Source organism: Longimicrobium sp., from assembly GCA_036387335.1.
GTDB lineage: Bacteria > Gemmatimonadota > Gemmatimonadetes > Longimicrobiales > Longimicrobiaceae > Longimicrobium.
This window is the reverse complement of sequence record DASVTZ010000043.1, coordinates 1-13,796: the sequence shown is the minus strand read 5'-3', so window position 1 is coordinate 13,796 and position 13,796 is coordinate 1. Positions and strand designations below refer to the sequence as shown.

At 70.0% G+C, this 13,796-nt stretch carries 13 protein-coding genes; 6 read left to right on the top strand and 7 right to left on the bottom strand.

Translation table 11 applies throughout. From position 1 onward, the window contains the following. Positions 1-557: AIR synthase related protein (locus tag VF647_04205; GenBank protein ID HEX8451275.1), on the bottom strand; the 557-nt coding region annotated here is incomplete at its 3' end. Between the two features lie 87 nt (positions 558-644). Further along, the gene (gene acnA / locus VF647_04200) at positions 645-3,581 is read right to left on the bottom strand and encodes an aconitate hydratase AcnA (GenBank protein ID HEX8451274.1); all 2,937 of its coding nucleotides are present in this window, start codon (positions 3,579-3,581) and stop codon (positions 645-647) included. Between the two features lie 200 nt (positions 3,582-3,781). Here acnA and VF647_04195 point away from each other — a divergent pair, with 200 nt between their 5' ends. Next, on the top strand, positions 3,782-4,144 hold the full coding sequence (locus VF647_04195; GenBank protein HEX8451273.1) for a co-chaperone GroES family protein: 363 nt from the start codon (positions 3,782-3,784) through the stop codon (positions 4,142-4,144). A 405-nt stretch (positions 4,145-4,549) separates the two neighbouring features. Here VF647_04195 and VF647_04190 read toward each other — a convergent pair whose 3' ends face one another. The 4 genes from VF647_04190 to VF647_04175 form a co-directional block, all read right to left on the bottom strand. Continuing rightward, positions 4,550-6,733 carry a PBP1A family penicillin-binding protein gene (locus tag VF647_04190; protein HEX8451272.1) on the bottom strand — a complete coding sequence of 728 codons (2,184 nt, stop codon included), beginning with the start codon at positions 6,731-6,733 and terminating at the stop codon, positions 4,550-4,552. A gap of 82 nt (positions 6,734-6,815) precedes the next feature. Then, positions 6,816-7,547: an SDR family oxidoreductase gene (locus VF647_04185; protein HEX8451271.1), complete on the bottom strand. Its 732-nt coding sequence runs from the start codon at positions 7,545-7,547 to the stop codon at positions 6,816-6,818. Between the two features lie 241 nt (positions 7,548-7,788). Beyond that, positions 7,789-7,974 carry a hypothetical protein gene (locus VF647_04180; GenBank protein ID HEX8451270.1) on the bottom strand — a complete coding sequence of 62 codons (186 nt, stop codon included), beginning with the start codon at positions 7,972-7,974 and terminating at the stop codon, positions 7,789-7,791. Positions 7,975-8,030: 56 nt separating this feature from the next. Further along, the gene (locus VF647_04175) at positions 8,031-9,053 is read right to left on the bottom strand and encodes an NAD(P)/FAD-dependent oxidoreductase (protein HEX8451269.1); all 1,023 of its coding nucleotides are present in this window, start codon (positions 9,051-9,053) and stop codon (positions 8,031-8,033) included. 305 nt (positions 9,054-9,358) lie between these two features. On the opposite strand from VF647_04175, the gene VF647_04170 reads away from it, so the two are divergent. The 3 genes from VF647_04170 to VF647_04160 all read left to right on the top strand — a co-directional run bounded on the left by VF647_04170 (position 9,359) and on the right by VF647_04160 (position 11,170). Continuing rightward, the gene (locus VF647_04170; protein HEX8451268.1) at positions 9,359-9,766 is read left to right on the top strand and encodes a prepilin-type N-terminal cleavage/methylation domain-containing protein; all 408 of its coding nucleotides are present in this window, start codon (positions 9,359-9,361) and stop codon (positions 9,764-9,766) included. A gap of 506 nt (positions 9,767-10,272) precedes the next feature. Then, on the top strand, positions 10,273-10,680 hold the full coding sequence (locus VF647_04165; protein HEX8451267.1) for a prepilin-type N-terminal cleavage/methylation domain-containing protein: 408 nt from the start codon (positions 10,273-10,275) through the stop codon (positions 10,678-10,680). A gap of 91 nt (positions 10,681-10,771) precedes the next feature. Then, positions 10,772-11,170, top strand: coding sequence for a prepilin-type N-terminal cleavage/methylation domain-containing protein (locus VF647_04160; protein ID HEX8451266.1), 399 nt, complete (start codon positions 10,772-10,774; stop codon positions 11,168-11,170). A gap of 67 nt (positions 11,171-11,237) precedes the next feature. Here the strand turns inward: VF647_04160 and VF647_04155 are convergent, their stop codons facing one another. Further along, entirely contained in the window at positions 11,238-11,660 is a 423-nt protein-coding gene (locus VF647_04155; GenBank protein HEX8451265.1) for a 6-carboxytetrahydropterin synthase, read from the bottom strand. A 188-nt stretch (positions 11,661-11,848) separates the two neighbouring features. Between VF647_04155 and VF647_04150 the strand changes: the two genes are divergently transcribed. Then, a complete protein-coding gene (locus VF647_04150; GenBank protein ID HEX8451264.1) occupies positions 11,849-12,304 on the top strand; it encodes a response regulator in 456 nt (151 codons plus the stop codon). A 5-nt stretch (positions 12,305-12,309) separates the two neighbouring features. Continuing rightward, complete coding sequence (locus VF647_04145) at positions 12,310-13,380, top strand: EAL domain-containing protein (GenBank protein HEX8451263.1); 1,071 nt, start codon at positions 12,310-12,312, stop codon at positions 13,378-13,380. Positions 13,381-13,796: the final 416 nt, after the last annotated feature.

Sequence of the window (13,796 nt, the reverse complement as noted above, 5' to 3'; positions counted from 1 at the left end):
CGCTCCACGCACGCCGCCGCCGCGCCCAGCTCGCCCGTCACCCACACCTCGTCGCCCATGCGCGCGCCGGAGCGGAGCACGGGGTGCGACGCCTCGCCCACCACCGTCACGTCCAGCATCACGGGCCCTGGTGAGCGCGTGAGGTCGCCGCCCAGCACCACCGCGCCCACCGACTCCGCGGCCCGCCGCACCCCCTCCATCACCTCCACCGCGAAGTCCCCCGCATCCCCCCGCGGCACCGCCAGCGACGCGAGCACGCCGATGGGCCGCGCCGCCATCGCCGCGAGGTCGCTGAGCGCCGCCGCGGCCGCGCGGTAGCCGATCCCCTCCGCCGGGAGCCAGTCGCGCCGGAAGTGGACCTCCTCCACGCTCAGGTCGCTGGAGAGCACGATTCCCTCCCCCGCCACCACCGCGCCGTCGTCGCCGGGCCCCACGCGCACGTCCGGCCGCCCCGCCTGCACCGGCGACAGAAATCGGCGGATGAGGTCGAACTCGGCGCCGGGCCCCAGCAGGGCCGGCGCGACGGTGCCGCGCGGGCGGAAGGTTGGTGTAGGCATGGGGACAAAGTCCTAAGTGCTAAGTCCTAAGTGCTGAGTCCCAAGCCCTCTACTTAGGACTTAGGACTCAGCACTTAGCACTTCCGTTCAGTACGCCGGCGGATCGCTGGCGGGGAAGGACTCCTGCGAGCCCTCGGTGACCTTGTCGTGCGCGGCGGCGTCGCGCGTCACGGCGCCGGAGGGCATCCCGCCCTCGATGGCGGCGGGCTCTTCCTTGCCGGTCAGCAGCTGGCGAAGGACGTACTGCAGGATGCCGCCGTGGCGGTAGTACAGCACCTCCTGCGGCGTGTCGATGCGGATGTAAGCCCCGAACTCGCGCGTGGTGCCGTCCTCGGCCGTGGCGCGCACCGTCAGCTCGCGCGTGGCAAGGTGCCCGGCGATGGCGTCGGCCAGGCCGACGATGTCGAACGTCTCGCGCCCGCTCAGGCCCAGCGTCTGCGCGTTCTCGCCCGGCAGGAACTGGAGCGGCAGGATGCCCATCCCCACCAGGTTGGAGCGGTGGATGCGCTCGTAGCTCTCCGCGATCACCGCCTTGATCCCCTGCAGGAAGGGCCCCTTCGCCGCCCAGTCGCGCGACGAGCCGGAGCCGTACTCCTTCCCGGCCAGCACGATGGTCGGCGTGCCGTCCGCCTGGTAGCGCATGGCGGCGTCGTAGATCGTGGTGATCTCGTCGTCCGGGAAGTACGATGCGTAGCCGCCCTCGGTGCCCGGCGCCAGGCGGTTGCGGATGCGCGTGTTGGCGAACGTCCCGCGGATCATCACCTCGTGGTTGCCGCGGCGGCTGCCGTACGAGTTGAAGTCCTTGGGATCGACTCCGTGCTCCACCAGGTACTTGCCGGCGGGCCCATCCTTCTTGATGCTCCCGGCGGGCGAGATGTGGTCCGTCGTCACGCTGTCGCCCAGCAGGGCGATGGCGCGCGCGCCCTGGATCTCCTGCACCGTCTCCGGCGCCTCGCGCGGCATGTCCTGGAAGTACGGCGGCTGGCGGACGTACGTCGAATCCGGCGCCCACTGGAAGCGGTCGCCCTCCGGCACGTCCATCGACTTCCACCGCTCGTCGCCCTCGAAGACCCCCGCGTAGCTGCTGCGGTACATCGAGCTCTCGATGGACGACTGGATCGTCGACGCCACCTCGGTGGAGGTCGGCCAGATGTCCTTGAGGAAGACGGAGCGCCCTTCCGGGTCGGTGCCGATCGGCTCGTTGTACGGGTCCCAGTCGATGCGCCCCGCGATGGCGTACGCCACCACCAGCGGCGGCGACATCAGGAAGTTGGCGCGCACCTCCGAGTTGATGCGCCCCTCGAAGTTGCGGTTGCCCGAGAGCACCGAGCACGCCACCAGCTCGCGCCGCTGGATCTCCTCCGAGATCTCCACGGGGAGCGGCCCGGAGTTGCCGATGCAGGTGGTGCAGCCGTAGCCCACCGTCTGGAAGCCGAGCTGGTCCAGGTACGGATGGAGCCCCGCGCGGTCGTAGTACTCCGTCACCACCTTGCTGCCCGGGGCCAGCGACGTCTTCACCCAGGGCTTGCGATTGAGGCCGCGCTCCACCGCCTTCTTGGCCAGCAGCCCCGCCGCGATCATCACCGACGGGTTGGAGGTGTTGGTGCACGACGTGATGGCCGCGATCACCACCGAGCCGTGGTCGATGGAGCTCTCCTCCCCGTGCGGCGACGCCTGCGCCGCGGCCTGCGAAGCCTCCGCCGCGCCCGACCCCTCGCCCCATACCCCGTTCGCCTTCTTCGCCTCGTGCTCCAGGCCGATCGGCGCCGCATCCTTGACCGAAGCCGGCGCGGCGTGCCCCTCGGGGAGGAGCGACGGCAGCGCCTCGGCGAACGCGCGCTTCACGTCCGACAGGTTGATGCGGTCCTGCGGGCGGCGCGGCCCGGCGACGCTCGGCTGCACCGTGTTCAGGTCCAGCTCCAGCGTGTCCGTGAAGACCGGCTCGGGCGACTCGCTGGTGTGGAAGAGCCCCTGCTCCTTCATGTACGCCTCCACCAGCGCGATCCGCTCCTCCGCACGGCCCGTGAGGCGCAGGTACTGGAGCGTCGTCTCGTCCGGCGGGAAGATGGCGCAGGTGGCGCCGTACTCCGGGCTCATGTTGCCGATGGTGGCGCGGTCGGCCAGCGCCAGGGCGGCCACGCCGGGCCCGTAGAACTCCACGAACTTCCCCACCACGCCCTTCTTGCGCAGCAGCTCGGTGATGGTGAGCACCAGGTCCGTGGCCGTGGCGCCCTCGGGGAGCTCGCCGACCAGACGGAAGCCGATCACCTCGGGGATGAGCATGGAGATGGGCTGGCCCAGCATCGCCGCCTCGGCCTCGATGCCGCCCACGCCCCACGCCAGCACGCCCAGCCCGTTCACCATCGGCGTGTGCGAGTCGGTGCCCACGCAGGTGTCGGGGTAGGCCAGCGGCAGCCCCTCGCCCTGAAGGTTGGGGTTCTCGTCGGTGGAGAAGACGACGCGCGACAGGTACTCCAGGTTCACCTGGTGCACGATGCCGGTGTTGGGCGGCACCACGTTGAAGTTGGCGAACGCCTGCTGCCCCCAGCGCAGGAAGGCGTAGCGCTCGGCGTTGCGCTGGTAGTCCAGCTCCACGTTCTGCTCGAAGGCGCTCGCGGAGCCGAACGCGTCCACCTGGATGGAGTGGTCGATCACCAGCTCCACCGGCTGAAGCGGGTTGATGCGCGACGGGTCGCCGCCCAGCTCGGCCATGGCGTCGCGCATGGCGGCCAGGTCCACCACGCACGGCACGCCGGTGAAGTCCTGCAGCACCGTGCGCGCGGGGGTGAAGGCGATCTCGCGGTCGGGCGGGCTGTTGGGGTCCCACCCGGCCAGCGCCTCGATGTCGTCGCGCGTGACGGTGACGCCGTCCTCGGTCCGCAGCAGGTTCTCCAGCAGGATGCGCAGCGAGTACGGGAGTCGGCGGACGTCGCGCCCGCCGGTGTTCAGCGCGTCCAGGCGGAACATCTGGTACTCGCGGTCGCCCACGCGAAGCGTCGAACGGGCCCCAAAGCTATCGCTCATCACGTTCTCCTGTCTGGATATACGGTCCGGGATCGCGCCCTCGGCGCGCGGGGGACAGTTTAGCCCCTGCGGCTCGCCCCCGAAAGACGCGCTCCCGCACCGCTTTTCCCATGCCGCGCGCGGTGATTGCGCGTCCACCCGCGGCGTGCGTTATTTCCCGTGCGACGCATTCGGACACACACCCGGAATCGAGAGCCACGATGGGCCGTGAAGTGATCGTCATCGGCGACAAGGTGCTGGTGAAGCCGGAGGAAGAGAACAGCAAGACGCCCTCGGGGCTGTACCTCCCCCAGGGCGTCGCGCAGAAGGAGCAGGTGGCGGGCGGCTACGTGGTGAACGTGGGCCCCGGCTACCCCACCGCCGAGCCCCTCGCCGACAGCGAGCCCTGGAGCAGCGGCGGCGGCACGCGCACCGGCCTGCGCTACGTCCCCCTCCAGGCCCAAAAAGGGGACTTCGTCATCTTCCTGCGCAGCAACGCCGTGGAAGTGGAGATCGACGGCGGCACCTACCAGATCGTCCCCCACTCCGCCATCCTGCTCATCATCCGCGACAAGCTGCCGTAGGGCCCCCTCCCCCGCTCGTTCCTCGCGGCCCCTCCCCCAAAACAACCTGGGGGAGGGGCGGACGCATGCATCCGTGCGCTCCACCATCCTCCGCGCCCCACACGGTTCCGTAGGGGCGCGATTCATCGCGCCCGTGCTCGCCCGTGCTCCGCCGCCCGCCGCCGGCACCGCCGCCGGTAGGGGCAGACCTGCGTGTCTGCCCACCGCCTGCCCCACCCCAACGCCTGCATTCGCACCGGAACCTCGTAGGGGCCGCCCCTCGTGGCTGCCCGTGCCCTCCCCCGCCCCACCGCCCGCCCCCGCACGCTGGTAACGCGCAACGAAAAGGGAGAAGCCCACCGGCCTCTCCCCCGAGTCCGCGCAGGCGGACTTTGTGCTGTTGTTGCCGCGAGTTCACTCGCCAGCTCACGGCCACCGCCGCTCCGCCCCTGGCGCGGGTACCGGCACCGGCGCGGGAGCCGGCGGCTCATCCCCGCCGCCGAGCCAGTCCCCCAACCCGCGCACCGCACGCCCCAGCCACCCGCCCTCGTCCTCCACGTGCAGCGGGCAGCTCTCCATAGGCTCGGTGCCGGCCACGAAGTACTCCGTCTCCACCGACTCCCCCGGGCACGCGGCGGTCGCGAGCTTCCCGGAGGCGCGGTCCACCGACACGGCAACCAGGTCGGACGGAACGCCCCACGCCGCCGGCACCGCATGGCGCTCGTAGAAGCGCGACAGCACGCGCCCCCACACCGGCGCCGCCAGCCCACCGCCCGACGCATTCGCCAGAATCGCCTGCGGCTTGTCGAACCCGAGCCACACCCCCGCCACCACATCCGGCGTGAACCCCACGAACCAGACGTCCGCACCGTCGTTGGTCGTCCCCGTCTTCCCCGCCGCGGGCACCTCGTACGACAGCCCCGCCTGCCGCACCCCCGACCCGGTCCCGCGATCCACCACGCTGCGCATCATCGACGTGCTCAGGAACGCCACCCCCGGCGAGATCACCGTCTTGCGCGACGTGGGTGCCTCGTACACCACGCGCCCGTGCGCATCCTCCACGCGCTTGATCAGCCGCGGCCGCACGCTCGAGCCGCCGTTCGCGAAGGGAGCGTACGCCGCCACCAGCTCCAGCGGCATCACCGACGCGGCGCCGAGAAAGGTCGATGGAAGCGGCTGGATGGGCGTGCTGATCCCCATGTCGTGCGCCGTCTTCACCACGCGCCCGGCGCCCACCCGTTCCCCCAGCACCACCGTCGCCCGGTTGGACGACAGCCGGAGCGCGTCGCGCATGTCCACGGTGGCGCTGTCCGACACGTGGTCGCGCGGCCAGTAGGCGCCGCGGGCGACCTCCGCGCCGGGCCCCAGCAGCGGCGCCGACACCGGGATGCCATCGGCGAGCGCGGCGGCGAAGACGAAGGGCTTGAACGCGGAACCCGCCTGCCGCCGCGCCTGCGTCACCCGGTCGAACTGGCTGAGGGCGTAGTCGCGCCCGCCGACCAGCGCCCACACGTCGCCGGTGCGCGGGCTCATCGCCACGAAGAGCCCCTGCAGGCACCGCTCGGGCTTCTTGGTGCCGCCGGCGCACGATGGATGGCGGAAGCGTCCGTGCTCCCCCTTCTCCACCGCCGCGATCTGCCGCCGCAGCTCCTGCTCCGCGCTCTTTTGAAGCACGGGATCCAGGCTGGTGAACACGCGCAGCCCGTCCGTGTCCGCGCGCGGCCCGAAGCGTTCGCGCAGCTCGCGCCTCACGGCGGACACGAAGTACGGCGCCTCCCCCAGCGCCTCCGGCGGGGGCGCGAGCCCCAGCGGCTGCCCCTGCGCCATCGCCGCCTGGGTGCCGGTAATCACGCCGGCGTCCGCCATCAACCCCAGCACCAGGTTGCGCCGCCGCAGCGCACCGTCCGCATTCCGCCGAGGATCGTAGAAGGAGGGCGCCTTGGGGAGCGCGGCCAGCGTGGCGGCCTCCGCCTCGGTCAGCTTCGCCACGGGCTTGCCGAAGTAGCCGCGCGCCGCCGCCTCCACCCCGTACTGCCCCTGCCCCAGGTAGATCTGGTTCAGGTACATCTCCAGGATCTCGTCCTTGGAGAACGCCCGCTCGATCCGCCGCGCCAGCACCACCTCCCACAGCTTGCGGCGGATCGTCTTCTCCCGCGACAGGTACTCGGGAAAGACGTTGCGCGCGAGCTGCATCGTCACCGTGCTGAACCCCTGCCGGTAGCTCAGCGTCTGGACGTCTCGCATCAGGGCACCGCCCAGCCGCCGGTAGTCCACCCCGCGATGCCGGTAGAACCGCTTGTCCTCCACCGCCAGGAACGCCCCCGAGACGTGCGCCGGAATGCGCTCGATGGGGACCACCGTGCGTCGCTGCGGAGCCAGGTACGCCACCAGCTTCCCGCGCCCGTCGAAGAGCTGGCTCGCCTGGGGCGGCTGGTACGTGCGCAGCGTGCCCACGGACGGACAGGCGTCGCCCGCACAGCGCGGCCACAGGTACGCGAGCAGCCCGCCCCCGGCACCGAGGCCGAGAGCCAGCACCACCAGGAGCGCGTGCATGATCTCGCGGCGGCGCGAGGTGCCCGCGGCGCGGGCGGGGCGTGGCTTGCGGGGCATGCGGATGGGGAGCGGGTGGAACGGGACGGCCGGAGGATGGAAGTTCGTACCGGGTGCGGGCTTGGATGTTCCGGCGCGGAGCTCACCCCCGCAGCCGTCGCCCTCCGTCCACCACGAGAATCTCCCCGGTCACGAAGTCGGCGCGCAGCAGGTAAAGGAGCGCACCGACCACGTCGTCGGGCGAACCGAGGCGGCGCAGGGCGGCGGTGCTGGCGAGGCGCTCCAGCTCCGCCTCGTCCGTGTCGTCAGGCGGAAGCACCGCGCCCGGCGCGATCCCGACCACGCGCACCTCGGGCGCCAGCGCGCGCGCGGCCACGCGGGTCAGGTGCGCGATGCCGGCCTTGGAGATTCCGTGCGCGGCGTAGCGCGCCCACGCCTGCATCCCCGCCAGGTCGACCATATTCACTACGATCCCGCGCCGCTCGCGCAGGGTGGGCGCCAGGTGGCGGATGAGGAAGAAGGGCGCCTTGAGGTTCACGGCCATGGTGTGGTCCCACAGCGCCTCGTCCGTCTCCTCCAGCGCTTCCGGGGGAAATACGGATGCGCTGTTCACCAGCACGTCCACCCCGCCGAACGCCGCGACGGCCTCGCGCGCGAGCCGCTCCACCTCGCCGCCACGCGCCAGGTCCGCCCCGATGGCCACCGCCTCCCCGCCCGCCTTTCGGATCTCATCCACCAGCTCGTCCGCGGGCGCGCGCGAGGAGTTGTAGTGCACCACGAGCCGCATCCCCTCCCCCGCCAGCGCGGACGCCATGGCCCTCCCCAGCCGCACCGCCCCGCCCGTAACCAGCGCCACCTTGCCATGCAGTTCCATCCGCCGCTCCGGTGCGGGTGCGAGCTTCTAAAGAATGGCCTCACGCGGAGACGCGGAGACGCAGAGGAACAGCGGTTTCACACAGAGACACAGAAAGAACAGAAAGCCACAGAGGAAAACGAACAGCGCCCTCCCTCTTCTGTTCTCCTCTGTGTCTCTGTGCCTCTGTGTGAGCCATGCAGTTGCAGTTCTCTCAGCGCCTCCGCGTCTCCGCGTGAGACCAGCTGTTCCTCGCGTGGAGTCAACTTCTCGGTTCTGGTCCTGCAGACGGAATCCAACTCCTCGCGCGCTCCAAGTTGCGCCGAATCGCACGCCGATCATCCTCATCGTACTTGGGATCGCTGAGCCGTTCCTCCAGCTCCGCAACCCACTCCTGAATGCGTTGCACGGGAGAGTAGCGCGTGACGGGTGGATCGATCATCAGCATCTAGACTCTCCTCCGGTGGGCGTGTCCCGGCCGCGTCTCCGCGTGAGCCCCGCCGTTCAGTCGTCCTGCTTGAAGATCTTGAGGTTGGTCGAGTGGCCCGGTGCCAGGCGCGCCTTGGGATTCAGGTAGCGCACCGCGTTGTTCACCGCGATCGCCGCCTCGCCGTAGCCGCACGAGATCAGCTCCAGCTTGCCCTCGTAGTGCACGATGTCCCCGGCGGCCCACACGCCGGGGACGCTCGTCTCCATGACGCCGTTCACCTTGATCGTGTTCTTTTCCAGCTCCAGCCCCCAGCGCGCGATCGGCCCCAGGTCAGGCTTGAAGCCCAGCAGCGCGATCACCGCGTCCGCGTCGACGTGGGTGTCCTCGTCCGTCTCGTTGTTGAAGATGGTGACGCGGGCCACGCACCCGTTCACGCCTTCCATGTGCCGCACCTCGTAGGGAGTGAGGATCTGCACCTCTCCCTTCTCGGCCAGGGCCTGCATCTCTAGCACGCTGCTCTTGTGCGCGCGGAACTCGGGGCGCCGGTGGATGAGGGTGACGGAGCGGGCCACGCCGCGCAGCCCCAGCACCCAGTCCACGGCCGAGTCGCCGCCGCCCACGATCAGCACGCGCCGGTCGCGGAAGTCCTCGATCTGGCGGACGTGCGTGTGCGCGCCGCCGCCCTCGCGGTAGTGGTCCTCCCACCCCGGGCACTCCAGCACGCGCGGGTTGAGGGCGCCCTTCCCCGCCGTCACGCACACGGTGCGCGTGAGGAAGTCGCCCGCGGGGGTCACCAGCCGGAAGTGCCCGTCCTCGCGCACCATCTCCTGCACCTCGGCGCCGAGCACGACCTCGGGGCCGAACTGCGTGCCCTGCTCGATCATGTTGTTGGCCAGGTCCTTGGCCAGGATCTTGGGCAGCCCGCCCACATCGAAGATGTACTTCTCCGGGTAGAGCGCCATGAGCTGCCCGCCGAGCTGCGGAAGCGCGTCCACGATGCGGCACGAGATCCCGCGCAGCCCTGCGTAGAAAGCGGCGTACAGCCCGGTGGGCCCGCCGCCGATGACGGTGATGTCCGTGATGTTCGCGTCGCTCACGCGTGTGCTCCAGAGTGGCTGGGTCGCTGGTCCGCGCAGGGTGGCGGGCCGCGCTCCATATAGAGAAAGGGCGCGGCGCACGCAAGGAGCCCGGCGCGCCACACCGCGCATTGCAGCGTGCAAGAAACCTTGCAAGATGGCGCGCGCCAAACCGGCCTCCGGCCGCACCGTATGCGCGTAAACCACTCCGCTGCAATCACTTGCATTTCGCGCCGCGCATGGCGTGCGCGTTGCCTTAGAGGGGCCCGACAGCACGATGGAGTGCTGCAGGACCCAACCCACTCTTCCCACTCTGGAGCACCACCATGCGCAACCTCCGCAACCGCGACGGCTTCACCCTGATCGAGCTCATGATCGTCGTCGTGATCATCGGCATCCTGGCCGCCATCGCCATTCCGAAGTTCGCCAACGTCTCGCGCAGCGCCAAGCAGTCGGAGGCCGAGCCGACGCTGAAGCAGATCGCCACGCTGCAGCAGAGCTACTTCCAGAAGAACGACAGCTACGTGGCCGCCATCGGCAACCTGACCGGCTTCGAGGACCCGAACGCGACGTACTTCACCTTCGAGATCGTCTCGGGCGACGCCACCAAGATGTGCGCGAAGGCGACTCCGACGGCGAAGGGCACCGACGCGGGCGTGGTGGCGATGTACATCACGCAGAGCAAGGCCGGCGCGGCGACGGACGCCAAGCCGACCACCACCGCCTGCACCTGATCCGCGGCTGACCCGGCGTAGCGTTTCGGCAGGGATAGCGTCTCGCAGGATTAACGAAGCCCCCGCCCCGGAACCTCTCCGGGGCGGGGGCTTTCGCGTGGAAGGCCCCCCGGCACGCCGGAGCGCGTTCGGCGCAGAAGGGCCGGGAATGGCGTGCCACGGGCCGGCGAGCTCCGCGGCTGCGCTCGTTACCCCCACGGAGGCGACGGAGAGCGCTGGGCGCTTCCTCCCGCCACTCTTCGCGGTCGTGAGCGGCACGGCATGGCACGCCGCGGAGGACCCGTGCCGCCCGCAGCTGGAGATCCCATCCGTCTTGCAGGGTGCAAGAAATCGTGCACGATCACGGTGCCAAACCCGGCCGGCGGCGGCCCACTGTTCTGGTAAGTCGTTGCAGGACGGCAGCTTGCATTTCGCGCCACGAGTGGCGTGCCCGTTGCCTTAGAGGAGTCCGACAGCACGACGGAGTGCTGCGGCCCAACCCACTCATCTCTCTCTGGAGCAACACCATGCGCAACCTCCGCAACCGCGACGGCTTCACCCTGATCGAGCTCATGATCGTGGTCGTGATCATCGGCATCCTGGCCGCCATCGCCATTCCGAAGTTCGCCAACGTGTCCCGCAGCGCCAAGCAGTCCGAGGCCGAGCCGACGCTGAAGCAGATCGCCACGCTGCAGCAGAGCTACTTCCAGAAGAACGACAGCTACGTGGCCGCCATCGGCAACCTGACCGGCTTCGAGGACCCGAAGGCGACCTACTTCACCTTCGAGATCGTATCGGGCGACGCCACCAAGATGTGCGCGAAGGCGACTCCGACCGCGAAGGGCACCGACGCGGGCGTGGTGGCGATGTACATCACGCAGAGCAAGGCCGGCGCGGCGACGGACGCCAAGCCGACCACCACCGCCTGCACCTGATAAGCAGCCGATCTGACGCCCGACCCGGCAGCACGCCCTGAGGCGGCTGCCGGTCCGCTCCGCTCCACACCCACTGACCGAGAACCGCACCATGACCTCGTTTGATTCCGCCCGGTTCGGCCGGAAGGGCTTCACCCTGATCGAGCTCATGATCGTGGTGGTCATCATCGGGGTCCTGGCCGCGATCGCGATCCCCAAGTTCGCGAACGTCTCCAAGGCGGCCAAGGAAGCGGAGGCGCAGCCGATCCTGAAGCAGCTCTTCACGCTCCAGGAGCGCTTCAAGCAGAAGAACGACGAGTACGCGTCGGACATCGCGCAACTGGAGGGCGGCACCGCCACCTTTGCGAACGCGAAGTACTACACCTTCCAGATCGACAGCGGAGACGGGGCCACCTACCTGGCCTGCGCCCAACCCACCCTCGACGGTCTTCGCTGGTTCAGCATCAACGCGGCACGGGAGATCACCCCCCACGATTCAGGGTGCACCTGAGCGCCCATCCATCCTGACCGCGCAAACGCAGAAAGCCGCCCGGTGGGCGGCTTTCTGCGTTTGCCGGTCAGCTCGGGCCGCGGTACTCCACGAAGAAGTCGTCGTTCTCGTGCAGGCGCATCGCCACCAGCCGCGCCCCCTCCAGACGCCCTTCCACCCGCGGCCACAGGAGGAGGAGGATGTTCTCGGTGGTGGGGATCAGCCCGCCCGGCGCGAACTCCGGGACGGCGTGGTTGAGGTGCTGGTGGTCGAGCGGCTCCACCACCTCCTCGCGCAGCACCCGGTCCAGCGCGCCCAGGTCCACCGTGAACCCGGTGAGGGGATCCAAGGTACTCTCTACGGAGACCTCGAGCAGATAATTGTGGCCGTGCCCGTGCGGGTTGCTGCACGGCCCAAACACCTCGCGGTTGCGCTCGTCGCTCCACTCCGGGCGGTGGTAGCGGTGCGCGGCGCAGAAGCGCACGCGCCGCGTCAGGACCATCGGCTGCATGGATTCTGTACGGACGGGGTGTAAAGAAAGTTCGCAAAATTGTACCCGTATCGGCCGGGCGGCACAAGCCAGGCTGTGTGAAGCGGGGGCACATCCCTTGCGTTTCGGTATCGTGCCGCAACCGTTTTCCACCCTGTTGACGCCCTCAAACATCGATGGCTGTACTCTCCCCGGCTGCTTCGGAGCCGTTGCCGTTCCATACCGCGTCGCGCGGCTCGCACTCGCTCTCGGCGCACCTGCGGGGAGCGCTGCCCGCGCCCGGGGGCGGCGCTACGGTGCTGATCGCCGAAGACCACGAGGACAGCCGCGACGCGCTCTGCACGCTGCTGGAGGCGTTCGGCTACCACGTGCACCTGGCGGCGAACGGGCACGAGGCGGTGGCGGAAGCGCGCGCCATCCGCCCGGACCTGATCCTGATGGACATGATGATGCCGGGGATGGACGGGCTTGAGGCGACCCGCACCCTGCGCTCCGACCCGGACTTTCCCCGCATCCCCATCGTGGCCGTCACCGCCATGGAGGGCGCCCGCGACCGGGTGCTGGCCGCCGGCTGCGACGACTGGGTGGCAAAGCCGCTCGACATCCGCTCCTTCATGGCGCGCCTCCCCGTCTGGCTGGCGCCCGCCGGCGCGCGCGGCGAGTAGCCCCGGTGCACTGCGAATGCCGAACGGACCAGAGGCGCGTCGCGCTCCTGGTCCGCAGCTTCGAGGAGTACCCGGAGCTGGAAGAATTCGGAAAGGAGCACGGCTGGGAGTTCGACCTCCCGCTGAGCGCCGCGCTGGTGGACGTGGGCGAGGGGCGGCCGATGTCCGGGATCAGCGACCTGGCCAACTTCCTTCGCACCGTCCTGGACCCCGTGCGCTTCCGCGCGGTGCGGGCGGCCTGGCTGCGCCCCGAGGTCCCCGTCCACCAGCAGCTCCCCGCGCTGATCCACGCCGAGGGGCTGGGCGGCCTGGTCTCCGCGGACAGCTCCGAGCTGATGCCGGTGCTGAACGAGGAGCGCATCGAGAGCTGGTTCCAGCCCGTGTTCCACGCCCGCACGCTGGAGCTGTGGGGGTACGAGTGCCTGATGCGCGGCAGGGCGCTGGACGGGTCGCTGATCCCCGCGCCCACGCTGCTGGGGTGGGCGCACCAGGAGCACCTCACCTTCATGCTGGACCGCGTGGTGCGCGAGCTCCACCTGCGCGCCATCGGCCGCCTGAGCGTGCCGGAGCACTGCCGCTTCCTCATCAACTTCCTCCCCACCGCCATCTACCGCCCGGAGTTCTGCCTGGCGACCACCGTGCGCGCCGCCCGCGAGAGCGGCATCGCGCCGGAGCGGATCACCTTCGAGGTGGTCGAGAGCGAGCGCACCGTTGACCACGACCACCTGCGCGGCATCCTGTCGCACTACCGCGCCAAGGGCTTCGGCGTGGCGCTGGACGACGTGGGGAGCGGCTACAGCGGCCTGTCGCTGCTGGCCGACCTGGCCCCGGACATGATCAAGATCGACCGCGAGCTGGTGACGAAGTCGGTCGAGAGCCCCGCCCACCGCGGCATCTGCGCCTCCCTCGTCGGCCTGGGCCGCGACAACGGCCACCTCGTCCTCGCCGAGGGCGTGGAGACCGAGGCGGAGTGGGCGGTCATGGAGGAGCTGGGCGTGGACCTCCTGCAGGGCTACCTCTTCGGCCGCCCCGCCCCGGTCCCCGCCCTCGACGCGGAGGTGGGGGCACTGGTGTAGACCCGCACCGGTAGGGGCGCGATTCATCGCGCCCGTGCCCGCCCCCGCACCACCCCCGCGGTTCAAACCGGTCCATCCGTAGGGGCAGACCTGCGTGTCTGCCCACCCTCGCCCCCGCCCCGATTCCTGCATCACGCACGATTTTCGCGGATCCGGGGGCGAATGAATTCGCGGCTGGAACCACGCAAAGTCCGCCTGCGCGGACTACGGGTTCAGTGCCTGCACACACGAGACGGCTTCAGCCGTCTTCCCGTGGTTCCAGCCGGGGGATTCATCCCCATACGCGTTAACTTAAGGCTTGCACGTGGCAACGAGCCGGCTTATCGTGGATTCCATGAGAGCCGACATCCTTGCGGAAGAGTGGGCGGTGATCACCCGCTTCCTTCCCGACAACTGGCGAGAACTCGCCCGCTCAA

Excerpts from the sequence above, each read along its gene's own strand:
- acnA (HEX8451274.1), bottom strand. The coding sequence starts at position 3,581 with ATGAGCGATAGCTTTGGGGCCCGTTCGACGCTTCGCGTGGGCGACCGC.
- VF647_04195 (HEX8451273.1), top strand. The coding sequence starts at position 3,782 with ATGGGCCGTGAAGTGATCGTCATCGGCGACAAGGTGCTGGTGAAGCCG.
- VF647_04190 (HEX8451272.1), bottom strand. The coding sequence starts at position 6,733 with ATGCCCCGCAAGCCACGCCCCGCCCGCGCCGCGGGCACCTCGCGCCGC.
- VF647_04185 (HEX8451271.1), bottom strand. The coding sequence starts at position 7,547 with ATGGAACTGCATGGCAAGGTGGCGCTGGTTACGGGCGGGGCGGTGCGG.
- VF647_04180 (HEX8451270.1), bottom strand. The coding sequence starts at position 7,974 with ATGCTGATGATCGATCCACCCGTCACGCGCTACTCTCCCGTGCAACGC.
- VF647_04170 (HEX8451268.1), top strand. The coding sequence starts at position 9,359 with ATGCGCAACCTCCGCAACCGCGACGGCTTCACCCTGATCGAGCTCATG.
- VF647_04165 (HEX8451267.1), top strand. The coding sequence starts at position 10,273 with ATGCGCAACCTCCGCAACCGCGACGGCTTCACCCTGATCGAGCTCATG.
- VF647_04160 (HEX8451266.1), top strand. The coding sequence starts at position 10,772 with ATGACCTCGTTTGATTCCGCCCGGTTCGGCCGGAAGGGCTTCACCCTG.
- VF647_04155 (HEX8451265.1), bottom strand. The coding sequence starts at position 11,660 with ATGCAGCCGATGGTCCTGACGCGGCGCGTGCGCTTCTGCGCCGCGCAC.